Origin of the sequence: Shewanella sp. 10N.286.54.B9 (assembly GCF_041468565.1) — a bacterium.
In the GTDB taxonomy this organism is placed as follows: Bacteria; Pseudomonadota; Gammaproteobacteria; order Enterobacterales; family Shewanellaceae; genus Shewanella.
This window is the reverse complement of record NZ_JBFRIY010000019.1, coordinates 25,953-52,389: the sequence shown is the minus strand read 5'-3', so window position 1 is coordinate 52,389 and position 26,437 is coordinate 25,953. Positions and strand designations below refer to the sequence as shown.

Sequence of the window (26,437 nt, the reverse complement as noted above, 5' to 3'; positions counted from 1 at the left end):
TTTGTTTTCTTTGTTTTCTTGTTTAGGTAGAACTCCGTCTTCTAATGGGAATTGGTTCGGCACAAGATGAATATCATCACTGTCAGTTTTTTCTGCCGCCTGAGTTTCTGAGGCGGGTTTAGATACCTTTGCTTTGGATGAGTTGGAAGCTGAGTCGCAAGCCATAACACTACCTGTAGTTAACATAAATAATAAAGCGAGCTTTTTCATCAGTAGTACTCCATGAAAAACAGGAAAGGGGCTGCCTTTCCTGTTTAATTGTTTTACTAAAATCTTAGCTCATATACTTGCGTCGACCGAGGCCGATTAAACCAAGTACTGTAAGCCCTAAGAAACCGAGAGCACCACCGCTGCTCTTTTTGGCTTTGACTTCGGGCGTATCAGTATTCAACACTTGCACAGCAGTTACAGTAGCGCCAAGCTCAACGGTGCTGTCTGTTGCTGAAATGACAAGGTTAAATGCTTCGTTAGCTTCAACACTAGCATCATCGTTGATTGTAATAGAGATCGTCTTGTCTTCAGCGTCACCATCAGCCCAAGTCACAGAGCCTGTGGTATCTGCTAGGTCAGCGGCATCAGTTGAAATATGGTTGACTGTATAGTTAACCGTAATTTCACGATCTGCACCACCGGTTCTGCTAAGGGTAATTGCAGCGGAACCATCCTCTTCATTGACCGAAACACTTGTTTCTTTTACAGCAACGACACCCATGTGGTCGGCTGTAATAGTCACAACTGAATCTTTAGATGCTTCATTTAACATGGCACCAGTACTGTTCGATAGGCGCACAGTGAATGTTACATCTTGGTCAAGATCTAAGTTGGTAGTTGCTATTGAAATTACCTTATCTGCAATATCTTTATCGTCCCAAGCTAAGGTACCGTTTTCGGTGGTAAAGTGCTCACCTGAAACAGCCGAACTTGAGATCAGTTCATAATTTACTGCAGCGGCAAAGTCATCACCATTAGTACGAGCAACCATTAATTCAACCGCTTCGCCATTTTTCACTGTCGCAGAGGTTTCTTTAAAGGCCAATTCGCCTGGTGTAGCATCATTGACGGTAACTACCAGTGGCATATCGACAGCGCCGTACGGGGTATCGTTCATGACTACAAGCGTTGCATTATATTCACCGACAGCTAGCTCTGAAGCTTTCAGTGTCAATGCAATCGAGCCATTTTCACCGGCAGCAATCATGCCTGCTGACTCTCCGGTTAGTGATAGACCTGGTACTACTTTCCAGTCACATACACCACCAACTTGGGTTGCCACACCAAGTACCTTTTGCTGAGTTTGATCTACCGCCCATAGGTTGCCGTCACAATCAATTTCGAGACCTGCTTGACCTTCAAGTGTTGTGCCGTCTTGGTTATCAACGTTAAAGCCACCGACGATATCAAGGAATTCACTATGGGTATCTAATACATAGATATCGAACACGCCTTTTTCAGCGTCAGCATTGTGAGTGACATATAGTTGCCCTGTTGCTGAGTTCAACGCTAAACCTGCAATATTGATGTTTACATCAATAGAGCGGATAAGCTCGCCGTCAGTTTTAAACTGGTGAATGATTGAATCCGTCCAGCTACCTGAATAGAAAGTATCAGACTTAGGATCATAAGCCAGTCCACGTTGAGCTTGAGCAAACTCCGGGCATATCTTCTGACCAGTCACGCCTGCTTGAGCACTTATTTCATGGATACAGTTATCACCTGAAACATTTACTTGCCAGTAGGTATTAGTTCTACCGTTAAAGGCTAAATCTGCGCCCCATGCTCCACCAAAGTCAGCCGGGAATGTTCGGCCTGTTTTGGTGCCATCTATCGTGAACTCAACCAGCTCTTTGGGATCGGTATCACTTACCCATACATTACCTGAGTTTCGATCCATCACTAGACCCCAACCTAAGCCAAGGTCTAAGTCGAATTGGCCGGAGATTTCACCGCCTGGTAGTTGAGATGCTTGAATGTCGGCGAAATAGCGTGATTCAGTTGCATCCATATCATGCAAGTTTTTCGGACCGAAATGGCGTCCAGAGGCATCAAATACACCAACATGCTTTGGTTCATTGCTACCCGGGATCATCAATATTTGATAGTTAGCGCCAGCTGTTCCTGCATTTTCAAGGACTAAGGTTTTCTCTTCATCACGGCCGACAGTAATGCTCATTTCTGTCGCATTATCAGGAGCCGATTCAAGTAAACCTGCATTGAGCGCAATTGGTGAGCTTAAGCTGAAATCAGCAGAGGTGACATTTTTGCTTTCAAAGCCTGCAGCAGTTAATTGCACATCAGTAGCGTCATCGCGGATAAAGGCTGTGATGAGGCCATCGCTAAGCTGATCATCAGCTTCAGTCATTTTAGATACAGCAATAGCTTCGCCAGCGATCATAAGTTGGGCATTATTGAGCGCTGAATTTAAGTTAGCATCTTGCACATAAGCTGTAACTTTATCTCCTGCCACTAACTCACAAGAAGGCGAACCAAGAGTGATGCTATCTACTGCGGTATACCAAGCATAGTTTGCATCGTAGTATCTCCAGCGAAGTTGAAACTGAGTCGAACCACTGACAAAACTGCTCAAGTCAAAGTTATACTGCTCAGCAGGTGTTGAGCCAACTCCAGTTTTATTTAATATGCCAACATTAGTCCAGTCAGCAGCATCGACTTTGATTTCTAGCTCGACTTTATCTCTTGAAGTGCCTCTATGATAAGCAGTAAAACTAAGATCAAAATTAGCAAAGTCAGCAGTGTTAAAGCTTGGTGATACTAATGATGTATCTAACTGCACGAATCCTGCCTTATCTGAATCAGCTAAAGCAAACCCAAGAGACTCTCCTGTAATACCTGTAATGTTACGCTCACTAGTAGCACGCACCCAAGTAAACCCACTGTCAGCTTCATCTGTCATTGTCCAGTTTGCTGGGGGGAAAGCTTCAGCTTCAAAACCTTCAAAGAAACCTGGTGCGCTTAACTCGTACCCGTCAGCGCTACAGTTAGGATTGACATTGAGAGCAAAGTCCTTCGATGAGCTCGCAGCTGAACGCGTAGAGTTAGTCGGCGTGATATCTTCTGATGAGTTTAAGTAACCTTCAGTTTCACTTTGAACAGCGAACTTAACCGCAGTTCCAGCAACCAAATCTACACTGTACGTACCCGTTTCTGGGTTGGTATAAGTAGAAATTACATCACCAGGTACTTCTACATTTACCTTGGCATACAGCGGCCAGTCATGACCTGAGCCATCTTTTACTAAGCCAGTTACTGTCACCATTTCGGCTGCTGATAGAGTAATATCTAATTGCTCAGATTCATCTTCTTCGATGCTTAATTCTGCAGTCGTAAGCTCTTCCCAACCATACTTATAGACATATAATGTATAGTCGCCGATAGGAACTACCATGCTGTAATTACCATCAGCATCTGTTATTGCAGAGCGGCCTCCTGCAGAAACCTCTGCCTTAGCAACTGCACTACCTGAATCGGCATCAATGATACGACCCATAATAATACCTGTAGGTCCAGCACTACACTCTGGTAATTTAAAGCTAGAGATATTGGTAGACCAAGCCGTGGTATCGGTATCTTCGGCTTTGTAATACTCAGTGGTGAACCAGAAGGTACATTCATCTGCAGGGTCAACACTCATACTTGAGTAATCACCCCAACGGTTTCGAGTTATGTTTCCCTGTGAGCCAGAGCCAGCTTTCAGCTCTATTTCACTGGTTAGCTCGTTAAGCGGATCGTCAACACGACGAGTCGCAGCAAAGATTGATGGGTGTTTTTCAGCACTTGATACTGAGTAACCAAAGGCGATATTACCTTGAGCATCCATGGCACCACTGCCCATCCAGCGCGCTTTATCATCGGGTGCAAAAGTACCTTGTTGACGCACACTGACATCGCCAGAGGTTTCATTTAAGTCAATCTCATACCAGCGTAGGGCGGGCGTTGAATTATCAGCTGCTGCAACGTTATGAGTGAAAATAACTGAACTGCGTGTACCTAGATTACGATATGCGGCTCTGAACATTGAGCGAATTGGCATGCCGTCAAGACCGATACCGTTCGGCTGTGTTGCATTTTGTGGCGCATTCCAAGCAGCTACATCAATTGAGTCTTTAATGGAAAAGCTAGAGTTTTCAGGGGTTTCCCAGTCGACATCAAATTCACCAAAGTGTAATTTGCTTTCACCTGAGCCATCAGCCCATACAAAGGTTTGTTTAAGGTCGCTATTGGGCGCGGTAGGACCGTCAATATCTAATGGCATGGGGGTGAAGACTTCAGGGTTGTTACCTTGCATGCTAAAGATGACTTGCTTAGCTTCTGCACCGATTAGCATTTTATCTCTTTCATAAGCGACGACTCCGCCACCTGCATATGAGAAGTTATTCGTAGGGTCAAACTGGTTAACGCCCATGTAATAACCATCATGCCATACGCCGAAATGAGGGTAATCGTTCATTAACTCGCCATAAACGAAATCATACAGGTAATAAGAACCGGTAGGATCGGCGGTAGTTGAGATAGCAATACACTCGTGGTTATCGGTACCGTCGAGTGCAAACTGGCTGATTAACCAGCGGTCTGCCATGCTGTCGTAAAGAATGATGGGGTCACCATCATTATTGGTTTCACATTTGCCACCAAAGCCTTCCCAAAGCTCGTTGGTCGCAAAAGGCGCAACTAGCGTATTACCCTCTTTATCAAAGATTGCCATCGTTACATTGACGGCTTGAACATAATGATTTGGCCCTACATCACCGTTGGTGTCTGGTGGTGCAACGCCTAATACGTTTGCAATACCGTCAAATGAAACGCCCGCCGTTGGAGTTGCTAAAGAATATAAGTCGGGTTTTAAAATCGACTGAATCGAAGGGTCGACCACTTTTTCTTGGGTTCTTAATGAACTTGCAAATGGGAAGATATTTTTAACTTGCTTGTTAAAGTCTACGCCAGGAACGGCTTCTCCTGCTTGCTGTAGTTTTATTTTTCGTTGTTTAGTCACGGCTCGGATAGGTGAAGCTATATCTCGCACATTGTGAGAAACAGCAACTTTTTTGGAAGTCGTAACAGAGATTTCCGTACCTTTTTCATAAAGAGCTTGATTTACTGCCTGTGCTGTAAAACTCAAAGTCCCTAAAGATACTAACGACGAAGCGATTAGTAGTGTCTTCATACATTACATCCTATGTAGTGTTTATGCTTTTATTAGTATTGGAATATAAAATGCAAATTAGTTATTTGCGTTCGCGAGGTTAGCACGAATGTTACAGTATGTAACCGATAGGTTAATATTTTGTTTTTGTTGGTGTAATCAAAAGTTAACACTTTTAATTTGAGTTTCTGTGTTGAAATACTCTGATCTTGCTGCTGAATCCTTTGTGCTATTAGATGTAGGAGGTGTAAGAGGTCGAAAGGAAGTGAATTACAAATCATTGGATAATGCTTAAATCTAACTGTTATCGATGATTTGGTTAATTACTCAGAATCCAAAGTACTTATTTTGTCGAGATATTTAGCACGTGCTAAATATCTCTTTGTAGATTGGGGATTTAACTACAGATTTTACAATCAGCTTGCTTGGGCAGTTTCATCTCTCGAAACTCCATGGTCATGGCATCGATCATCAAAATTCTCCCAGCTAAGGTGCGGCCCATGTTAGCGATCACTTTGACAGCCTCAACAGCTTGTAAGCAACCTATCATACCGACTACAGGCGCTAGAATGCCTGACTCTACGCAGCTAAGCTGTTGTTCACCAAACAGTTGGCTAAAACAGTGGTAGCAAGGCGTTTCAGCTTGATAATCAAATACCGTGACCATACCTTCCATGCGGATGGCAGCTGCTGAAATGAGTGGTACTGTGTGCTTAAAGCAGCTTTGGTTGAGTTGCTCGCGCACCATTACGTTATCGGTGCAATCCATCACAATAGAATGCTGCTTTACTAGCGCTTCAATCTCATGGTCGTCTAACACCGCATTGATGGTATCAATCTGAATGTGTGGATTTAAGCTGGTTAGTGTCTCTTTAGCAGAGTCGACCTTGGCTTGGCCGACATTGGCATCTTGATGCAATACTTGTCGCTGCAAGTTAGACACTTCAACCGTATCAAAGTCGACTAAGGTGATTGCCCCTGCGCCTGCGACGGCTAAATATTGGCTAGCCGCACAACCTAAACCGCCGGCACCAATAATCAGTACTTTGGCTTGTTTGAGCTTCTCTTGCCCCTCAAAATCCATCGCTTTAATGGATATTTGGCGGCTATAACGCAATATTTCCGCGTCAGTTAAAATCTCATCTGTGTCAGTCAGTTCACTCGACATTGCTCTATGTTCTCTTAAGCCAGTACGCTATTAAAAGGTTCGACGCTAACTTTCTCGCCAGCACTGATGCCATCGCAATCTTGCTCTAAGATAATAAAGCAGTTAGCGAGTGTCATTGAGGTCAGCATGCCTGAACCTTGGCCACCAGTGACGGCTACTTGTGCTTCACCTTGCTCGTTATAGCTCAAAACGGCACGTTGGTATTCGACGCGCCCAGGAAACTTACGAATATCTTTAGTCAAAGTGGCTGATAGCGTTACCGGTTTTGCTTGTGGCAAGCCTTGCATCTTTTGGATTAGCGGCCAAACAAGCTTATAGAATGTTACCATTGAAGATACGGGGTTACCGGGTAAGCCACAGAATACAGCGTCACCTAAGTGACCAAAGGCAAAGGGTTTACCTGGTTTAATCGCCAACTTCCAGAAAGTGATTTCACCCTCTTCATCTAAAATTTGTTTCGTGTAATCCGCATCACCTACCGACACACCACCCGAAGTCAGCACCATATCAGCTTGAACAGCTGCAGTTTTAAAAGCTTGGCGAATGGCTTCTTTATCATCTTCAATAACGCCAAGATCAATCCACTCGACGTTAGCGCGGCTTAGTAGCCCTTGAATGCTGTAGCGGTTTGAATCGTAAATTTGTCCAGCGCCAAGCTCACTGCCAACAGGGCGCAGTTCATCACCGGTTGAGAAAAAGGCCACTTTAAGCGGGCGGTATACTCTTAACTGGCTGGCTCCTATGGTTGCAAGTACTCCCATCTCGGCGGCACCAATGAGGGTTCCAGCGGCGAGCACCTTAGTGCCGGTGGTTAGTTCTTCGGCGCGATAGCGCACATTCGCGCCTTTGGCCTTTGGTGCCTCAATAATAATGTTGTTGCCATCAGCTGTAACCTTCTCTTGCATCTGTACGGTGTCGTAACCCGCAGGCACCGGTGCGCCAGTCATGATGCGGATACAACCGTCTTTAATGCACTGTCCGTTAAAGGGGTGCCCTGCGAAAGACTCACCAATTAGAGTGAGTGGCTTGTTGTCAGCGAGATCGTCAAAGTTAAAGGCGTAACCGTCCATTGCCGAGTTGTCGAAAGGAGGCAGGTCGACATGAGAGGCAAGGTCTTCAGCTAACACGCGTCCTAGGGCTTGAGTGAGCGTAACAACTTCTGAATCAGTGATTGGCTGCACTTGTTCTAGTAATTTTACAATCGCTAGCGAGGGATGCATTAGGCTAGGTTGTTTACACGGGTCTGCTTGAGTCTGCATCTATCTATCCTTGAGGCTAAATTAGGTGACGTTAATTAAAAACGAATATAGGGCATTATGCCACGGTGATTGCAGATGACTATGATCTGCTCGGCAGTTTTTACAGCTGGTGACGCTTTATCATTATTTTTGTCGATATTGGTAATTCTATGGGCTGCCTTTAGCTGTTGTTTAAGCAATTATTTATTTTATCTAAGTGTGGCCTAAGGGCTGATTATGTTAAAGTTTTTTGAGTTCGCCACTTAATATTAGCGTTTGCTTTTTTATGTAAATGAAAACCATTATTATTTATTAAACAGTCACTTAAGTAAATTTTATTGCATTTTTAAGCTAGCTTGATAACAATAGCGACCATAAACAGATACCCAGAGGAATTAAGATGTTGGCCCAGAAGATGATTGACCAGTTAAATGACCAGATCAACATGGAGTTTTTCTCCTCTAACCTGTACCTGCAGATGAGTGCATGGTGTGAAGACAAAGGCTTTGAAGGCGCAGCTAAATTTATGCGTGCCCATGCTGATGAAGAGATGGGTCATATGCACCGTTTGTTCACTTATGTAAGTGAGACTGGTGGTATGCCGCTGCTTGGTACTATTGAAGCGCCACAAGCAGACTTCCCATCGCTGTTAGCTTTGTTCGAGTACACCTATGAGCATGAGCAGCTAATTACGAAGAAGATTAACGAACTTGCTCATGCAGCATTCACTAACCAAGATTACTCTACGTTTAACTTCTTGCAGTGGTATGTTTCTGAGCAGCACGAAGAAGAGAAGCTATTCAAATCAATCGTCGATAAGATCCGTTTGGTCGGTGAAGATGGTAAAGCGCTATTCTTCGTTGACAAAGACTTAGCGCAAATGGCGGTTGAAGAGTCAGCCAGTGTGATGACTAGCGCTGCTGAGTAAACGACAATTTAGTTTTAAAAAAAAGAGCAGCTTAGCTGCTCTTTTTTATGGGTATAAATTAATTAATTGACTGCAGTGCTTTACGGTTTACCATGCGGTTGATTGCGGTTTCATTTTCAAGAAAAGTGAGCAGATTGTCACTGGGCAGTGGTTTAGACATTAGGTAACCCTGGGCGTAATCACAGCCTAATGATTGTAAGAAGTCCCATTGCTCTTCAGTTTCAATGCCTTCGGCAACAAGCGGCATCTCTAAACTTTGTCCCATCATTACAATGGCTTTGACGAGCTTAGCATCGGACTGATTAACCGTGGCATTATCGATAAAGCTTTTATCAATCTTGATAACTGAAATTGGGAACTGATTGAGATAGCTTAATGCTGAATAGCCAGTACCGAAATCATCTAGATAGATATCAACGCCTAAGTCTCTAATAGATTGTAGGATCTCTAAGCTGTAAGGTTTATCTTCTATCAACAAGCTTTCTGTGATCTCAATATGCACATAATGTGCTGCTATGTTATGGCGCAATAATGCTTCTTCAAGGACTTGATAAAAACTTAAGCCGTTGGAGTTTATGCATTGCCGACCAGACACATTAATGGCAATTTTGAGCATATGCCCTTGGGCATGCCAGCTAGATAAGTCTGCCAGTGCTTGATTCAACACCCATTCGCCCAGCGGTTCAATAAGCCCTGTTTCTTCAGCGATGGGAATAAATAGCGCCGGAGAGATAATGCCAAACTCAGGATCACGCCAACGAATAAGCGCTTCTACACTCGATACTGTGCCGTGAGTCATATCAACCACGGGTTGATACTCTAAATAAAATTCAGACTTTTTAACCGCTTTTCTCAGCCTCTGCTCAAGCTGCATCCGTTCTAGCATTTCAACATTCATCTCAGGCGAGAAATATTGAAAGTGAGCGCGACCATCACGTTTTGCTTGATACATGGCCGTTTCTGAGTTTCGCAGTAGCATCTCAATATCTTGCCCATCTTCAGGGTAGAAAGCGATGCCGACGCTGGCGGAAATATTACTTTCAATAGCATCAAATTTTAACGGCTGCACTAATACATCTACCAGTTTGTGTGCCAGCTGTTCTGCTGTTTCAATGGCATTATGTTGCGGTGAGATAATGACAAACTCATCACCACCAAAACGAGCAATTGAATCTTCCGGCCCAAGTACGGTTTCAAGCCGTGTGGCTGACTGCTTTAAAATCTCATTGCCAGCAGCATGGCCATGTAATTCATTGATAAACTTGAATCGATCTAAATCGATAAAGAACACTGCCACCTGAGAATTTGTTTGGTTTGCATCATCAATTGTGTGCTGCAGTCTCGATGAAAACAGATGTCTATTGGGAAGCTTGGTTAGCGAGTCATAATTACTTTTGTACCAGAGATCTTGCTCATACTGTTTGTGGTTACTTACATCCAAAAATAGGCCTATGTACTGACTAATTTGGCCTTGAGCATTCTCAACCGCGGTTATTGATAGATATTCTGGGTAAACATTACCATCTTTACGTTTGTTCCAGATTTCACCTTCCCAATGGTTGGTCGTCGTTATCGAATGCCAAAGCTGGCTGTAGAACTCTGGTTGATGGTGGTTAGCGCTGAGTACGCTCGGTTTTTTTCCTTTCACCTCTTCAAGTGTATAACCGGTAATTTTGGTAAAAGCGGGGTTAACTAACTCAATACGGTTGTCGGCATTGGTGACCATAATGCCTTCGGATGAATGCTCAAATACCGCAGATGCTTGCTGTAAAGAGGTTTTAGCTAGCATGCGCTCGCTTAACATCTGGTTTAGCGCGGTAGATATCTGAGTTAATTCATCGTTTCCCTTAATCTCTATGTTCAGCTGTAGATTAGGATCTTTTGCCATCTCTTCAACATCATTAACTATGGTGGTAATGGAACTAATAAGGCTATTGGCGATGTATTTGCCTAAGATAAACACCATATAGAAAAGCAAGATACCACTAAGAATGCTTATATAAAGCGACGACACAATCAGCTGTTTTTGAACATCACTTTGACGGGCTATTTTGTGGGTCAACTGGATATTCATTTGGTGCAATAAGTTAATTCGATTGCTGGCAGTTGCCCACCATTGTTTACCGCTAATTAACGGTGTTTGGTGTTGCAGTTGCTGCAGCGCCTGGTGCATATCGGCGTATTGTATGGCTAGCGAACTCATTGAAGCTGGCTGCTGTAAATTGTTACTTGTTTGCAATAGATGCTGGTAGTAAGTATCGGTAGAGCGTTTTATTGTCGCTACCAGAGCCGATTGCTGGCTGGTTAAGTTATCTCGGCGAGCAATATTTTCGAGGGCAATATTGAGCTCATAATGATGTTGTTCGAAATTGAGCTGATATTGAGGCTTAGCTGTCATTAAATAGCGATTATAGTCATAAGTTAAGCCCTTATAACCCATTAGCTCACTGAGCCTTTGGGCTTGTTCTATGAGTTCAACCTGTTGTTTTAACTGTTGTAATAATACACTGACTTGCTGCTGTTCCTGGCTTACAGTTATTTTATTTAGTTTGCTGCGATTTTCATCTGTCATCGCTAGGCTTGCATTCTCAACCGTATTTTTCAGTCGCTGAGTAATGTTGTCGATAGCCTCGTATGAGTCTGCGTTTAAGGTGGGGGCAGACAGCAATTGATTGACCAAGCCACGCTCTTGCCCTGCAAGTTCTTGAGCTTTTAAGATATTGACTAAATCAGCCTGTATCATCACCAGATAGGAGTCGTCACTTTTAAAGCGTAGCTGGGAGATAAAGCTAATCAGCTTCTGATTTAATTGAGAATAATAGTTAAAGTACTCACTACCGTTAAGTTTGAGCACTTGCTGACGCATCTTGAGTAGTTGCTGATGTTCATCACTGGTGCGACTAAAGCGGGTTTGCAACAGGTGAAAAAGCTCACGATCGTCTTGAGTGGTGTCTGAAACCTTTTGCAAAGCTTTGTTCTGCAGTAAGTTTTTAATTGCTAACTCTGTCGTGAGCCACTGCTGTTGCAGTTCAGTGTTAAATTGCTTGCCATTACTGCTGAGATAGCCTGCCGACAGGCCACGCTCTTTTTGCAATTCAAAAAGAATGTTTTCTATATCTAGAGTTACTTGAGTGGTAAATGAATTGGCTGAAGCGTCTTGGTATCGCTGGTAGAGCGAAATGGAATGTAGCCCGGCAAACACCACCAATATAAGCATTGGTAGAGAGGCGATAAGAAATAGTTTCTGTTTTAAGCTCAAGTGGCTTAATAGACTTAACATTCGGCGACAACCTTTTCGCGTAACAGTTGATTGTTAAATTTGTTGTTTTAATCTTAAGCGTGGAGATAGGAGATTAAAAAATTGCGCCAAATAATAACCATATTCAGAATATGGAGTCTCAGTTAATTCATTAAAGTCTAATCTAGGTCACGAATTTAACTAATAGTGTCAAAATCGTGACTAATTCTCTCTTCTTGTTCGTAATTATTTTGCCACTGTCAATTACCGAAAAAGGTAATAAATGCGTATTTGCTAAATTATTTCCGCGCTAAACTAAGGCTATGGCTTTATTGATGTTTAGCTTAGTTTTACAAAAAAGGCCATGCTGTGGGCATGACCTTTTATGAGCATAACAAAGCTTTATGTTTGCTGTGACTAATCCTTTTGAATTATTGTGAGTTGCGATAAGCCACAATATCTTCAATGGTGAGTACTGGCATATTATGTTGCTGGCCAAAATCGATGATCTCTGGCAAGCGTGCCATGGTGCCGTCAGCTAGTGTGACTTCGCACAGCACGCCAAAGGGTTTAAGGCCTGCAAGTTTCATCAAGTCAACGGTGCCTTCGGTATGACCACGACGCTCTAATACTCCACCTGGGCGAGCGCGTAGTGGGTAAACATGACCTGGACGGGCTAAGTCATCAGGTTTTGCACCATCAGCGATAGCGGCTTTCACTGTGGTAACACGGTCTGCAGCAGAGACACCTGTGGTGACTCCCTCTTTGGCTTCGATGCTGACGGTAAAAGCAGTGCCATATTGGCTATTGTTATCAACAACCATTGGCGGCAGCTCAAGTTGCGCGATGCGCTCGTCGGTCAAGCATAAGCAAACAATGCCGCTGCACTCACGAATAAGTAGTGCCATCTGCTCATTGGTAAGGGTTTCGGCGCTATAGATAAGATCGCCTTCGTTTTCTCTATCTTCATCATCAACGACTAATACCCCTTTCCCTTGTCGAAGAGCGGTAAGTGCTGCGTTGACGCGTTCGATAGCGTTGCCATAAGGCGCAAGTAAAGACTGATTCATGGTAAACATCCTTAAATAAACTACATTGGGTTGCCAGAATCAGGGCGTACAGAAAATGACACCTGCATCTGTGATAGATGCTTGTGCTTAATAAGAGGTGAAGGCAATCGTTAGCGGGTAGGGTTGTATGGCTCGCATTAAGCAAAGCATAGTCACCCTGTCGCGTAAGCAACATTGTTCAATCTTATATTCTCTTTCATCCGGACTCAGTATATGCAGCACTGTGAGTGCGCTGCAGTATTCATTACCGTCGGCTCTGGAGTAGGTTCAACCTTTAGAAAGGTCTGTTTACCAGATCTGCTTGACCCTACTAGTGGACGTCTTGTCACAATCAGTAGGCGCTCGCGGGCTTTTAGGAAGCTGTATAACCACAACTTACATAACTTACCGCCGGTGGGGAGTTACACCCCGCCCTGAGAATTATGTTTATTTCTGTTTGGTAACAGATAAACGCCGCTATGTTGCGTCAAATTAATTAAAATGACAAGCTGCAGCATACAGAAATGTGGCCAAGGCAAAGAATCGCCTCGCCGCTGTACTTTGGCTCATAAGGATATGCCACATGAAACTCATTTCAGCTGTTACGCTAAGCAGTGTAATGCTACTCGGATGCACAAATATGACCTCTAATACCGAAACCATCGCCCCAGTTGCTGATAAAATTCCTCATACCATGACTTTACATGGTGAGACTCGCGTCGATGATTATTATTGGATGCGCGATGACGAGCGTAAAGATCCCAAAATCATCGCTCACCTTAATGCTGAAAATGACTACACCAAGGCGCAGTTCAAGCCTTATGACGGCCTTAAAAAGCAGTTATTTGAAGAGTTAGTGGCAAGGCTTGATAAGGATGAGTCGAGCGTGCCTTATTTTTGGCATAACCATTTGTACTACCGTTATTACAAAGAGGGTTTTGAATACCCGATAGTTGCTCGAAAAACAGCGATTGATAGTAACGATGAATTGGTTTTGCTGGATGTGAATGAACGAGCCGCTGGACATGACTTTTATGGCTTAGGCGGTGTATCTGTTAGCCCCGATGAAACTAAGTTAGTGTTTGGAGAAGACTTACTCAGTCGCCGTATTTACAGCCTTTATTTTAAAGATCTTGTCAGCGGCGAATTAATCGCAGATAAGCTTGAAGGTACTGATGGGCGAGTGGTGTGGTCCAATGACAACCAACATCTATTTTACATTGCCAAAGATCCACAAACCTTACTGGGTTATCAAGTGTTTCGCCATCAACTCGGTACTGACCAAAGCAAAGATGTACTGGTATATGAAGAGCAGGATGACACCTTTTACATTGGCTTAGGTAAGTCGCTAGATGAAACTTCAATTGCCTTATATGCTGAAAGTACCATTACCAGTGAAGTGCTAATGTTGGATGCCGATGCTGCCTTGGGTGAATTTAAAGCAGTACTGCCACGCGAAGAGGGGCATGAGTATTCAGTCTCTAAGTTGGGTGATAGCTACTACATCCTGACCAACTGGCAAGCCAGTAACTTTAGGTTGATGAAAGTCGCAGTCGATAAAGCGGCCGATAAGCAGGCTTGGCAGGATGTGATTGCTAATGACCCCGAGTCAAGAATTGAAGATGTTTTACTGCTAACGCAACACATGGTGGTACAAACTCGTGAACGCGGTATTAGTCGTATCCATGTTTACCCTTTAAAAGGCCAAGACTTTGATATGAGCAGCGGCGTTGAACTTGAGTTTAACGATCCTGCTTATGTGGTTGGTTTTGATGTTAATGCCAGCCAGCAGAGCGATAAGCTTAGGCTGTATTACTCAAGCCCAACCACGCCTGAATCGGTTTATGAGTATGACTTGGCTAAGCCCAATCAACGTCAGCTACTCAAGCAAGAAAAAGTGCTAGGAGGTTTTGATGCCACGCTTTACCAAGCAGAGCGGGTATTCATTACCGCCCGCGATGGTAAAGAAGTCCCAGTCACCTTGGTATACCGTAAAGAGATGTTTAACAAAGATGGTACTAACCCGTTATACCAATATGGTTATGGTTCCTACGGCTATACGGTTGAGCCTGATTTTAGCTCCTCTATTTTGAGTTTATTGGATCGCGGTTTTGTCTACTCGATTGCCCATGTACGCGGCTCAGAGATGCTTGGCCGTGGTTGGTATGACGATGGGCGTATGCTCAACAAGCAAAATAGCTTTAACGATTTCGTTGATGTCACCGAGGCATTAACCGCGCAAGGTTACGGTGACAAAAATAAAGTGGTTGCAGCGGGTGGCAGTGCCGGAGGCCTGCTAATGGGTGGGGTTATCAACCAAGCGCCACAAAATTACTTTGCCGTGGCGGCACACGTACCGTTTGTTGATATCGTTACCACTATGCTGGATGAATCTATTCCGCTGACCACAAACGAGTATGACGAGTGGGGTAACCCAAATGACAAGGTTTACTTTGACTATATGCTGAGTTACTCGCCATATGATCAAGCCAAAGTACAGGACTATCCACATCTGTTGGTCACCACGGGCTTACATGACTCACAAGTGCAATATTTCGAACCTGCTAAATGGGTTGCCAAGCTACGTGACATTAAAACCGACGACAACTTGCTACTGTTTGATACCGATATGGAAGCGGGTCACGGTGGCAAGAGTGGCCGCTATCGCCAATATGAAGACAAAGCACAAGAGTATGCCTTCTTCATTGGTTTGCTCGGTTTAGATAAGGCAAATGCTAACTAGTGGCAACTGAGTCCATCTGGTATCTGTATATGGTGCGCTGTGCCAACGGCCACCTATATACAGGCGTGACCACAGACGTGCAGCGTCGTTTTAGCGAGCATCAAAGTGGCAGCGCGAAGTCTGCCAAATTTTTGCGTGGCAAAGGTCCTTTAACCATAGCCTACACTGAAACCGTAGGCAGTCGCAGTGATGCGCTAAAGCGTGAGATAGCCTTGAAGAAATGGCCTAGAGCGAAGAAGCTGGCACTGATAGAAAGCTGCCAGCCAATTTAGCCTGTTATCATTTTAGAAGCATATTTGCCGCGACAGCTAACAGTAACACTGCGAATATTTTCTTTATAACTGAAACGGGCAGATGGTGGGTCGATTTGGCACCTAAAGGGGCAGTAAACCAGGAGGTGCAAACAATACCCAATAAAGCGGGTAGATAAACAAACCCAGCAAATCCATCTGTTAGAGCAAACAGGTGGCTACCCGAGCTGATGTAACCTATCGAACCAAATAATGCGATAACAATCCCGCAAGCGGATGCACAGCCGATGGCTTTTTTCATGTCGACTGAGAAAAACGTCAACAAGGGGACCAAGAGTGCACCGCCACCAATCCCGATCATAGCTGACAAGCTGCCGGTGATCGTCGTCAAAACAGTTAACAGACCTTTATTCGGCATTTCTCGCTCAGTGCTAGAGTGATTTTTATTGCTGTAAAGCATCTTGAAAGCAATCAGCATGACACTGACAGCAAACACAATACGCACAATATTTTCTGGCAATAGTGATGCCATAAAGCCACTGATAAGTGCGCCAAGAGCCACCCCGACCATGACCCAAGGTGCTAGGCTCCATGGTACATTACCGTTCTTGTGGTGGGCGATTGCCGAAGAGGTAGAGGTAAACAAAATCGACGCCAATGAGGTTGCAATTGCTGCGATCATTACCTGATCTGCGGGTAGAGTATTAAAGTGAAGTAAAATACTGCTCAACACTGGCACAATGATGAGTCCACCGCCAATGCCTAAGAGGCCAGCCAAAAAGCCCACGACACTGCCAAGTAATGCGCAGTAAACAATCAACAACAGCAACTCACTCATTAAATTTATCTCTTCATATAATTAGGAATAATGTGCTAAACAAATAAAGATTTGTTTGCACCGGGTTAATTAATATAACTGACATGCTATTGAGTTTTCAAACTTAATAGAACGTGAATGCTGCTCATGTTTAAGTTGAAATAAAAGCGCTGTTGTTATCGTGCCTGAACAAGTATAAATAGATCCTAATATTTACGTTATAGATATTGCCTTTGATCTTTGGCCAAGTCATCAGTCGCGAGTAATTAATACTGAGAAGGTGGAATCGGTAAGCTAAAGCAGAAAGACCCATCAGCGTAAAATACTTTTAATGTTAATCTCAGTAAACAGGATATCGAACCACAATGAGCAATAACTTTAACTTCACAATCAAGAGCATTAGCCTTGATGAAAATTATCATCCTTCGAACAGCACTCGCATCACAACCAATTTTGCCAACTTGGCAAGAGGTGACAGCCGCCGTGAGAACTTAAGCAATGCATTGCAAATGATAGATAATAATTTCAATGCCTTGGCTGATTGGGATAACCCTAAAGGTGATAGGTACTCTGTTGAACTTGAGATCGTCTCTGTTGATATGGATATTGAAAGAGATGGGCAGGCCTTTCCATCAATTGAAGTATTGAAAACCAATATTATTGATCATAAAAATAATCAACGTCTTGAAGGTATCGTCGGAAATAACTTTTCTTCTTATGTACGAGATTATGACTTTAGCGTTTTATTGTTGCAGCATAATAAAAATAAAGAACAGTTTACTATCCCGAGTGACTTTGGTGAATTACATGGCAATCTATTTAAATGTTTTATTAATTCTGATGTTTATAAAGATAATTTTAAAAAGTTACCGGTTATATGTCTGAGTGTTTCAGATAATAAGGTTTACCAACGAACTGAAAATCAACATCCAATATTAGGTTTTGAATACCTGCCAAATGAATCTTCTTTAACTGAGCAGTATTTCAAGAAAATGGGGTTGCAGGTTCGCTATTTTATGCCTGCTAATAGCGTCGCCCCTTTAGCGTTTTATTTCTTTGGAGATCTGCTCAGTGATTACACGAATCTTGAGCTAATCAGTACCATTAGTACCATGGGGACATTCCAAAAAATTTATCGGCCTGAAATCTATAATGCTAATGCGACCGCTGGCAAGTGCTATCAACCCAATTTGAAGAACTTAGATCATTCATTGACGCAAATTGTTTATGACCGAGAAGAGCGCAGCCAGCTTGCCATAGCGCAAGGCAAGTTCGCAGAGGAGCACTTCATCAAACCATATCAAACGGTTCTTGAGCAGTGGTCAGCAAATTACGCTTAATTATTAACTTAAATATATAGCAGCATTTATTATGAAAAAATTATTACCGACTTCAACTGCAGGCAGTTTACCTAAACCCGTTTGGCTAGCAGAGCCAGAGACTCTTTGGTCACCTTGGAAGTTGCAAGATGAAGCGCTGCTTGAAGGTAAACACGATGCATTGCGTGTGTCACTGCAAGATCAACAGCATGCAGGTATCGATATTGTTAGTGATGGCGAGCAAACACGGCAGCATTTTGTGACGACCTTTATCGAGCACCTCAACGGCGTCGATTTTGAACAGCGTAAAACGGTTAAAATTCGTGATCGTTATGATGCAAGCGTACCAACCGTGGTCGGCCCTGTTTCTCGGCAAAAGCCTGTTTTTGTCGAGGATGCCAAGTTCTTACGTCAGCAGACTAAGCAGCCAATTAAATGGGCGCTGCCTGGCCCGATGACCATGATCGACACGCTGTATGATGATCATTATAAAAGTCGTGAACAACTCGCTTGGGAGTTTGCCAAAATTCTCAACCAAGAGGCCAAAGAGCTAGAGGCTGCAGGGGTTGATATCATTCAATTTGATGAGCCTGCATTTAATGTGTTCTTTGACGAGGTAAATGATTGGGGCGTTGCCTGTTTAGAAAGAGCAATAGAGGGGCTTAAATGCGAAACGGCGGTACACATCTGTTATGGCTACGGCATTAAAGCTAATACCGATTGGAAAAAGACCTTGGGCACAGAGTGGAGACAATACCAACAAGCTTTTCCTAAATTGCAAAAATCGAATATCGACATTATCTCACTAGAATGTCATAACTCTCATGTTCCCCTTGAGTTACTTGAGCTTATTCGAGGTAAGAAAGTGATGGTAGGCGCCATTGATGTCGCCACTAACACCATTGAAACGCCAGAAGAGGTGGCTAATACTCTGCGACATGCACTCAAGTTTGTCGATGCCGAGAACCTCTATCCTTGTACCAATTGCGGCATGGCACCTTTGCCTCGCCAAATAGCAAGCGCCAAACTTAATGCGTTAACAGCAGGGGCTGAAATCGTTCGACAAGAGTTGTCAGCCTAGCTAATGCTGACTGGAGTCCGTCTGGTATTTGTAATATGGAGTACAGTGCCAAGTCGGTCAAATGTCTGCATAGTAACGGCCTCACTGACTTTGGCTTGCTCTGAAACGATAGGCTATCGCTGCTGTATCTGCATATGTGCTGGCTGTAAGTCATTGGAAGCAATGCTGCTAGAAGCTGAGTCGACGATTAACAATAACGAGCTAGACGGCTTGAAATTGTCGAAGCTCAGCTGATAATTCAGCTGAGCTTCTCAAAGGGTGGGCTGGGCGCTGTTGTACCTAAATACGCTCTTGGTCGACATAACCGACCACTAAGCACATTAATCGACAATAGCACCCACGCCGGGAAGGAATACTCCTTCACTAAGCTAATTTTAGCTCAGTTTTTCAGATTTGCTATCAGTCTTGAGTTTGAATTGTTAACGCTAAAGGCTGGCTTGGCTTAGTTCATACTCACTGAGCCGTTGATATTATCGACGCTCAAATCGCCACTACCTGCTTCAACAATACTAAGCCCTTTGGTGTTATCGACTTCAATATCACCTGAACCATCATCAATAAAAACGTGACCATTGACGTTGGTTACCGTCATATCGCCAGAGCCGTCGTCGATGTTAGTGTCGCCACCAATGCCATTTAGGTTGATTGAGCCAGAACCATCTTCCAGTGTTAGCTTACCGGTGGTGTTAGTAATCGATACAGAGCCTGAACCGTCGGTGATACTAAGGTTATGGCCACCTTGAATTGAAAGGTCACCAGAGCCATCTTCAAGCTCAATATTGGCTGAGATATTGGTAATTTCAATGTCACCAGAACCATCGTCAATTTTCAGTACCATATCTGCAGGTACTTGAATGGTGAGGTCGATATATGGCGAGCGACTAAAATTGATATTACTGTCAAACTCGGCAACCAATTTAGCGTTATTGCCGCTCTTCTCTAGTGTTAAATCTGCTTTGATATCACCGTAAGTGTAGATGTCAGCTACCACGGTGATTTGGGTTAATCCGGTAACGCCTTGGATTTTTAAGTCACCTGCGCCTGTATTGGCGACAAATGTATCGATACCTGCTGCTTCAATCTGGATCTGCTTTTGCTGATGATCAAGCGGGCCGGCACTGGCACCATTTACATTGATGATGCAACCCGATAGCGCTAGCGTTATGATTGCCGCAAAAAGACTAGAGGCTAGTTTCATAAGATGATGTCCTTGTTATATTTTTTAGAATCAATTTTGTATTCAAAGCTATAACCTATCTAAGCAGGTAGTATGCCAACATGTTATCTACTTGTTTTAATTGTGATGTTTTATTGTTATCTTGACTGTTGGTGGTGAATTAACTCAAAAAATTGGCCAAAATCGACATTGTTAGTGATTTTACTTAATCGTTTATTACTGCTGAATTTTTCGGTTATAGCCTAGTTCAGTCATAAGGGATGGAAGCAAGAATGGATTATTTATCTGTAAATCAACAAGGCTGGGATCGCCGAGTACAAACTCATGTTACTTCTGACTTTTACGATGTCGCTGGTTTTTTAGCGGGTGACAGCTCACTGCAAGAGATAGAGTTAGCAGCACTGAATGTAGAGGGTAAAAGCCTGCTGCATCTGCAATGTCACTTTGGTTTAGACACCTTGTCATGGGCACGCTTAGGCGCAAAAGTAACTGGTGTTGACCTCTCTGGTGCAGCTATTGAACAAGCTAAATTATTAGCAACTCAAGCTAGACTAGATGCCGATTTTATTTGCACCGATGTTTATCAAGTGACTAAGCAGGTCGCGGGTCAATTCGATATCGTATTTACCTCCTACGGCGCCATTGTCTGGTTACCCGATCTAAATAAGTGGGCGCAAACCATAGCCAGTAAGCTTAAAACGGGTGGTCAGTTTTATATGGTGGAGTTTCACCCCGCACAAGCGGTGTTTGACGGTTATAGCTATTTTCATCAAGACGAGCCAGATGTGGATGATGAGCCTACCTACACAGAGAATGCAGGTGATGAAACCGAGACCTTTATGAGTTGGTCACATTCTCTTGCTGATGTCATCAATGCACTGATCCGAGCGGGTATTGAAATCGATTCATTCAACGAGTTCGATTTTAGCCCATATAACTGTTTTGATGGACTTACAGAGGAGACGGTTGAGGTCTCTTTGCCGCAAGGGAAAACGCCACGATCACGTTACTTTGTCGAGCAGCAGGGGCAACGCTTACCACTTGCCTATGCTATTTCAGGTTTTAAGAAAGCCTAAGTGTGATTTATAACATAGAAAACAGCGCCAATTGGCGCTGTTTTTGTTTGAGCTATGACCTAGTGTTTATCGATGACTATAAACTAGTTGCTTCTTAATACCGGATATTTTTGGTACTCGTTATCATAGTAAGGGCTGCGCTGGTAAAACCAACGTAGACGCGCTTTTGGATCGGCGGCAAACGCTTCATCCTTAAGTGCTTCATCGAATGCTGCTTGCAGTTTGGGATCTTGTTTTAACATCTGCGCCGCTAACGGCTCAACCGCATAGTTTTCGATATATTCAGTACGAGTGAAAATAGGATTGAAAAATCCCCATTGAAACAATGAGTCTGGCGACTGTGGCTCAAGTAATAGGATTGCAAGATCGCCAAGCGGTTGCTCGGTATCGATGCGTACAGTGCCTGTAGGCAAAGTCGCCTCGATAGTTTGGCTGCTTAGCGTAGCTTTAACGCGTTGATGACCTTCATAATCAGCATTGCCAAATTTGGGCTGGCTTAATTGGTATTGCTGTAGCTTTTGCGTACTAGGTTTACTGATAGTGGTCATACGTATGCCGTGTATGCTTAAGCGTTCAATCACTGCTGTCCACTGAGGTGGCACATAGTAAGCCGTTGGGCGATTCACTTTGATATCGGCTTTGGTGCCACCAATAACAGGCAGGTTAGGGTACAGCTTAGGTTCACCATTCCAGCGAACAATCTCATTGCCACTGATTGCACTTTGCTCCATCGAGTAGCCGATACCTTTAAAATCCCAGCCCTGTTGTTGCTGCTCTTGCTTCCAAGTGAGAGTAACTCGTGGTGAGTAGCGGTATTTGTCTTGTTGGATTGCCGATTTAAGTTTGGTTGTTTGGTCACCGATGGTTTTCAGTGTCGCCTCTAACATCACATAGGTGCCGAGCACGCGTTGCTTAAACGGCTTTAAACTGTGATTTTCAATCAAAATTGTCGGCAGGTGACGGGCATCACCGTAGCCATTGGAAAAACGTGGGCTAGCATTCCATAAAGACATACCCTTGCTGATGTCGGTATTGTCGATTGCGAAAACGAGTGGTCCAGGAACGTGACCTTCTTCGATAAGTGCTGACTCAATGGCTGGGCGGTAGCTGTTTTCTAACCACTTATAACTGGCAGGGCTCAAACCTTGGGCAAGGTTGTAACCGAAGGTGACATCGTACTGATAGTCGATACCGTCGGTAACGTGTACATCTATGTATAAATCAGGTTGCCAGATATTGATGGCGCGCAGCATATGTTGCATCTCTAATGTATCAGCTTTGGCATAGTCACGATTAAGGTTGAGGTTGTTGGCGGTTGTGCGCCAGCCCATATTAACCGGGCCTCTTTGGTTGACGCGGTTGTATTCGGTTGAACGCTCATGGGCGTCAACACTAAAAATAGGCACAAATAATAGATTAGCGTTGTCGAGTAGTGCGGCTTTATCACCGATAATAATATCGCGTAGCAGCATCATGCCAGCGTCTTTGCCATCAATCTCTCCAGAATGAATGCCAGCCTGAACTAACACGCTAGGTTTATTATTTTTAAGTAGAGTGGGGGCATCTTCAGCGCCCTCTTTAGAGGCGACTATCATCCAAATGTCACGTCCTTGTGGACTCTTGCCTATGCTGACTTTTTTGAGCATATCTGTCTGACTAATCAGCTTATCTAACCATGCGAAGGTTTCATCATAATTTGGACTGGTTTTAAGGCCATGCTGTTCAAAAGGTGTAGCCCATTCGCTGTCTGGTGCTGCCAGTAGTGATTCACTCTTACCATGCCATTCGATAATGGGAGGTAAAATGGCATCATTAACGTAAGTGGTTGCTAACTGAGGCGTGGCATTGTGTTCGGCGGCAAGCGTGCAAAAGCTAGTGACCGCAACCGCAAGGGCTGCGTAGCTTGTTAAAGGGGTCAAAAAGCGCATGGTAGGGTATCCATCTGTAAGATAAATTTAGAATTATTATAAGAGGCTTATATTTCACCAAAATGCTAACAAGTGCAACCAGATAACTGTGTCGAAATATGCGACTTAGATTACTCATCAGGCAGCATGTTTATTCAGTAAAAAACCATCCTTTAAATTTGGGTGAGTTTGATTACAAAGTTGGTATAAACCCATTTTTACACTTTGCTTTGTTGTTATGGCTGCTTAGTTCTTGTTTAATACCTGGATCTAGTGCAGGGTAATAGTTGAACACTTTGATTTACAAGGAACTTAACTTGAAGAGTTTTATTATTTTTAGTGCATTTTTTTTTACCAGCTTAAGCTACGGTTGTGATGATATAAAGACGGCGCATAGCAATTTATTGTCTTCTAACTTCATTATGAAGCAAATGTTTTTGCTGACAGTCGATGATGAAAAACAAGCGACAGGAACAAATTTAATCCACTATGCGAATGGCCAGTCTAAATATGAGCAACTGGATCTATGGATGAGTGAAGGTACGTCTTACGATGCTGACGGGTATGAACCCTTTATGTCTCAAAGCTTTAGTTGTGATGATATTGCTCAACAAGGGGATGATGTTTTCATCAACGAGGTAAAAGATGACAAGACCTATAACACTCGCTATCGTCGGCAAGAAAATATGCTAGTGCCTGTAGAAACCGTAATGGAAACAGAGGCTGGCATTTTATTTATGAGTTTTGCGATAAAAATGGTATTTGATTATTCAAACTTTAGCTTGGTTAAAGATTGAAATTGGTGTCACAGTGACTATAGCTAAGCAGCTAAGTCACTGATAAAAGTTTAAATCTCTATTCTTCGTGCGTCGTCTCTTCCTCAAAAACCTGCTCAATAGTTAGCTCAAACAAACGGGCGACTTTAAACGCTAATGGTAAACTGGGATCGTATTTCCCTTTCTCTATCGCATTGATCGTTTGCCGCGATACTTCCAGTTTGTCGGCGAGATCTGCTTGGGTCCAGTCTCGCTCAGCTCTGAGGATTTTTAAGCGATTTTTCATCGGTAGGCCAACCTTCCTTTAATAATGCCAACCATATAGGTTAAGGCGATAAGTGCGATGAGGTATGCGCTTTTTAACGGTGGTACAGTACCTGTATTTGCCAGAATTGAATAGCTTGAAAAACTAATAATGGCGACTCCAACGGCCAGTGCTAATGCATCTAGCTGCACTTTTCGCTCCATTTCATCAAGCTGAGTTAGAAAGCTTTTATAAGTGAATAACATGGCGATGCCAATCATGCTATGTACCGCAAAAGCAATGATTAACAGAAGTGTCTTGTCTAATACGCCAGTTTCACCTAGGTATGCGCTGAACATTAAAGTGAGTGCCCAAAGTAGCGCGAATAGATTCACGCGATTGGCATTTTTCAGATCACGCTTGGGCAGCCCTTTAGCGCAGATTGCTTCTAGTATAGATTTCATTGAACAGTTCCCTTTGTTTTTTATAAAGTAAAGCAAGCTTGATTTTAAGTTAGGCTTGCTTGACACATAAGTCAAGCTTGCTTTACTAAAAGTTTGCTTGGCTTTACTTCAATTTCGGGCTGATAATATTGGTTAGAGGAAAATCAAAGGTGTTTTTCACAAAAAAATCCCAATTTAGGCGGGCTAAATTGGGATTTTAAGCGTAAACGCTTATGTTAGAGCATTAAGCGTTTGGTCCTGCATTCTTGATTGAATCAGGTACTTGGTATTTTTCAAAGTTCTTCTGAAAACTTTCTGCTAGATGCTGTGCGAACTCGGCATACTGCTGCTTATCTTCCCATGTGTTAATTGGGTTGAGTAAGTTACTGTCTACACCTGGAATCGCCACTGGAACATGCAGGTTTAACTTTTCAAGGTACTCAGTTTCAACATCCTTTAGCTCGCCGCTTACGATTGCATCGACAATCGCGCGGGTTGTTGGAATGTCAAAACGCTTACCAATACCGTGTGGTCCGCCAGTCCAGCCAGTGTTGACCAAGTAAACTTGGCTACCGAAAGATTCGATACGCTTCATCAATAGCTCAGCGTATACGCCTGCAGGGCGTGGGAAGAACGGTGCACCGAAACACGTTGAAAAAGTAGACTGAATTGCGGCTGTTGAGCCCATTTCAGTTGAACCCACTTTAGCAGTATAGCCAGACAAGAAGTGGTAGGCCGCCTGCTCTTTGGTCAGCTTAGAAACTGGCGGTAATACGCCTGAAACATCGCAAGTTAAGAACACGACTGCATGAGGCTCTGCGCCGCAGTTCTCCTCTTTACGTTGAGCAATATGCTCAAGTGGGTAAGCGGCGCGCGTGTTTTCTGTTAGTGACGAGTTCGTGTAATCAGGTACACGGTTTTCATCAGTTACCACGTTTTCAAGTACGGTACCAAAACGGATAGCATCCCAGATCACGGGCTCGTTTTTCTGGCTAAGATCGATACATTTTGCGTAGCAACCGCCTTCAATGTTGAATACGCCACCGGGTGCCCAGCCGTGCTCATCATCACCGATAAGGAAGCGCTTAGGATCTGCAGAAAGCGTAGTTTTGCCTGTGCCAGACAGGCCGAAAAACAGCGTAGTATCGCCGTCAGCACCTACGTTAGCTGAGCAGTGCATTGGTAGCACACCTTTCGCTGGTAGTAGGAAGTTTTGCACTGAGAACATCGATTTCTTCATTTCGCCAGCGTACTTAAGACCTGCTAGTAGCACCTTACGTTCAGCGAAGTTTAAAATAACTGTTGCATCAGAATGAGTACCATCACGCTCTGGATTACATACAAATCCTGGTGCATTGATGATCTGCCAAGCTGGCTTGTCTGCTGCATTAAACTCTTCTGGTACGATGAAAAGGTTACGAGCAAATAGCTGATGCCAAGCATATTCAGTGGTGACAGTGACGGGCTGGTAGTGCTCTTTGCTCGCACCTACTTCTAGGTTTGAAACAAACGTGTCTTTATCAGCTAGGTAAGCTTCAACACGATTCCAAAGCGCTGTAAAAGCGTCGGCTTCGAATGGCTTGTTGACTGGTCCCCACTCAATATCCGCTTCTGAGCTTGGCTCTTTGACGATAAAGCGGTCATTAGGTGAGCGACCTGAGCGTTCGCCAGTTTTTGCAACTAAAGCACCGTTTGCGGTCAATTCGCCTTCGCCGCGTGCTAGCGCAAGTTCGACTAATTGGCCTGTAGAGAGGTTAAGGTACTCGCGGTTTGATCCATCCGCCATGGGTAAGGTCTCCATCTTTAGGGTCGTTTTGTTTGCCG

The 26,437-nt window shown here is 43.7% G+C and carries 18 protein-coding genes, 1 pseudogene and 1 riboswitch; of the genes and pseudogenes, 7 read left to right on the top strand and 12 right to left on the bottom strand.

What is annotated here, in order from left to right; translation table 11 throughout:
* From AB4135_RS07380 to glp, 4 genes are all read right to left on the bottom strand, one after another.
* A partial coding sequence (locus AB4135_RS07380; protein WP_371991643.1) for a hypothetical protein occupies positions 1 to 210 on the bottom strand: 210 nt, incomplete at its 3' end.
* 64 nt (positions 211 to 274) lie between these two features.
* Positions 275 to 5,179, bottom strand: a complete 4,905-nt coding sequence (locus AB4135_RS07375; RefSeq protein ID WP_371991641.1) for a Calx-beta domain-containing protein — start codon at positions 5,177 to 5,179, stop codon at positions 275 to 277.
* A 376-nt stretch (positions 5,180 to 5,555) separates the two neighbouring features.
* On the bottom strand, positions 5,556 to 6,326 hold the full coding sequence (moeB, locus tag AB4135_RS07370) for a molybdopterin-synthase adenylyltransferase MoeB (RefSeq protein ID WP_371991639.1): 771 nt from the start codon (positions 6,324 to 6,326) through the stop codon (positions 5,556 to 5,558).
* Between the two features lie 14 nt (positions 6,327 to 6,340).
* A complete protein-coding gene (gene glp, locus AB4135_RS07365) occupies positions 6,341 to 7,585 on the bottom strand; it encodes a gephyrin-like molybdotransferase Glp (RefSeq protein WP_371991637.1) in 1,245 nt (414 codons plus the stop codon).
* A gap of 379 nt (positions 7,586 to 7,964) precedes the next feature.
* Between glp and ftnA the strand changes: the two genes are divergently transcribed.
* Positions 7,965 to 8,492 carry a non-heme ferritin gene (gene ftnA / locus AB4135_RS07360; protein WP_371991635.1) on the top strand — a complete coding sequence of 176 codons (528 nt, stop codon included), beginning with the start codon at positions 7,965 to 7,967 and terminating at the stop codon, positions 8,490 to 8,492.
* 58 nt (positions 8,493 to 8,550) lie between these two features.
* On the opposite strand, the gene AB4135_RS07355 is transcribed toward ftnA, so the two are convergent.
* Positions 8,551 to 11,772 (bottom strand): EAL domain-containing protein, encoded by a 3,222-nt coding sequence (locus tag AB4135_RS07355; protein ID WP_371991633.1) that lies wholly within the window; start codon positions 11,770 to 11,772, stop codon positions 8,551 to 8,553.
* Positions 11,773 to 12,161: 389 nt separating this feature from the next.
* The gene (gene ribB / locus AB4135_RS07350) at positions 12,162 to 12,800 is read right to left on the bottom strand and encodes a 3,4-dihydroxy-2-butanone-4-phosphate synthase (protein ID WP_371991631.1); all 639 of its coding nucleotides are present in this window, start codon (positions 12,798 to 12,800) and stop codon (positions 12,162 to 12,164) included.
* 184 nt (positions 12,801 to 12,984) lie between these two features.
* Positions 12,985 to 13,225: riboswitch (FMN riboswitch) on the bottom strand.
* A 137-nt stretch (positions 13,226 to 13,362) separates the two neighbouring features.
* Between ribB and AB4135_RS07345 the strand changes: the two genes are divergently transcribed.
* Positions 13,363 to 15,522, top strand: a complete 2,160-nt coding sequence (locus tag AB4135_RS07345) for a S9 family peptidase (RefSeq protein ID WP_371991629.1) — start codon at positions 13,363 to 13,365, stop codon at positions 15,520 to 15,522.
* 11 nt (positions 15,523 to 15,533) lie between these two features.
* Positions 15,534 to 15,794: pseudogene (locus AB4135_RS07340) on the top strand (GIY-YIG nuclease family protein); the annotation flags it as partial.
* 7 nt (positions 15,795 to 15,801) lie between these two features.
* On the opposite strand, the gene AB4135_RS07335 reads toward AB4135_RS07340, so the two are convergent.
* A complete protein-coding gene (locus tag AB4135_RS07335) occupies positions 15,802 to 16,611 on the bottom strand; it encodes a sulfite exporter TauE/SafE family protein (RefSeq protein WP_371991627.1) in 810 nt (269 codons plus the stop codon).
* 344 nt (positions 16,612 to 16,955) lie between these two features.
* Between AB4135_RS07335 and AB4135_RS07330 the strand changes: the two genes are divergently transcribed.
* Both AB4135_RS07330 and AB4135_RS07325 read left to right on the top strand, forming a co-directional pair.
* Complete coding sequence (locus AB4135_RS07330) at positions 16,956 to 17,930, top strand: DUF1852 domain-containing protein (protein ID WP_371991625.1); 975 nt, start codon at positions 16,956 to 16,958, stop codon at positions 17,928 to 17,930.
* 31 nt (positions 17,931 to 17,961) lie between these two features.
* Positions 17,962 to 18,990 (top strand): methionine synthase, encoded by a 1,029-nt coding sequence (locus AB4135_RS07325; RefSeq protein ID WP_371991623.1) that lies wholly within the window; start codon positions 17,962 to 17,964, stop codon positions 18,988 to 18,990.
* A 442-nt stretch (positions 18,991 to 19,432) separates the two neighbouring features.
* Here the strand turns inward: AB4135_RS07325 and AB4135_RS07320 are convergent, their stop codons facing one another.
* Positions 19,433 to 20,188: a hypothetical protein gene (locus tag AB4135_RS07320; protein WP_371991621.1), complete on the bottom strand. Its 756-nt coding sequence runs from the start codon at positions 20,186 to 20,188 to the stop codon at positions 19,433 to 19,435.
* A 251-nt stretch (positions 20,189 to 20,439) separates the two neighbouring features.
* Here AB4135_RS07320 and AB4135_RS07315 point away from each other — a divergent pair, with 251 nt between their 5' ends.
* Positions 20,440 to 21,243 (top strand): class I SAM-dependent methyltransferase, encoded by an 804-nt coding sequence (locus AB4135_RS07315; protein WP_371991619.1) that lies wholly within the window; start codon positions 20,440 to 20,442, stop codon positions 21,241 to 21,243.
* An 83-nt stretch (positions 21,244 to 21,326) separates the two neighbouring features.
* On the opposite strand, the gene AB4135_RS07310 is transcribed toward AB4135_RS07315, so the two are convergent.
* Positions 21,327 to 23,171 (bottom strand): M14 family metallopeptidase, encoded by a 1,845-nt coding sequence (locus AB4135_RS07310; protein WP_371991617.1) that lies wholly within the window; start codon positions 23,169 to 23,171, stop codon positions 21,327 to 21,329.
* A gap of 296 nt (positions 23,172 to 23,467) precedes the next feature.
* On the opposite strand from AB4135_RS07310, the gene AB4135_RS07305 reads away from it, so the two are divergent.
* Positions 23,468 to 23,947, top strand: a complete 480-nt coding sequence (locus AB4135_RS07305; RefSeq protein ID WP_371991615.1) for a hypothetical protein — start codon at positions 23,468 to 23,470, stop codon at positions 23,945 to 23,947.
* Positions 23,948 to 24,005: 58 nt separating this feature from the next.
* On the opposite strand, the gene AB4135_RS07300 is transcribed toward AB4135_RS07305, so the two are convergent.
* The 3 genes from AB4135_RS07300 to AB4135_RS07290 form a co-directional block, all read right to left on the bottom strand.
* Positions 24,006 to 24,212 (bottom strand): helix-turn-helix transcriptional regulator, encoded by a 207-nt coding sequence (locus AB4135_RS07300; protein WP_371991613.1) that lies wholly within the window; start codon positions 24,210 to 24,212, stop codon positions 24,006 to 24,008.
* Positions 24,209 to 24,634, bottom strand: coding sequence for a hypothetical protein (locus AB4135_RS07295; protein WP_371991611.1), 426 nt, complete (start codon positions 24,632 to 24,634; stop codon positions 24,209 to 24,211). The genes AB4135_RS07300 and AB4135_RS07295 overlap by 4 nt, the downstream gene beginning before the upstream one ends.
* 223 nt (positions 24,635 to 24,857) lie before the next feature.
* Positions 24,858 to 26,414, bottom strand: a complete 1,557-nt coding sequence (locus tag AB4135_RS07290) for a phosphoenolpyruvate carboxykinase (protein ID WP_371991609.1) — start codon at positions 26,412 to 26,414, stop codon at positions 24,858 to 24,860.
* Positions 26,415 to 26,437 lie beyond the last annotated feature (23 nt).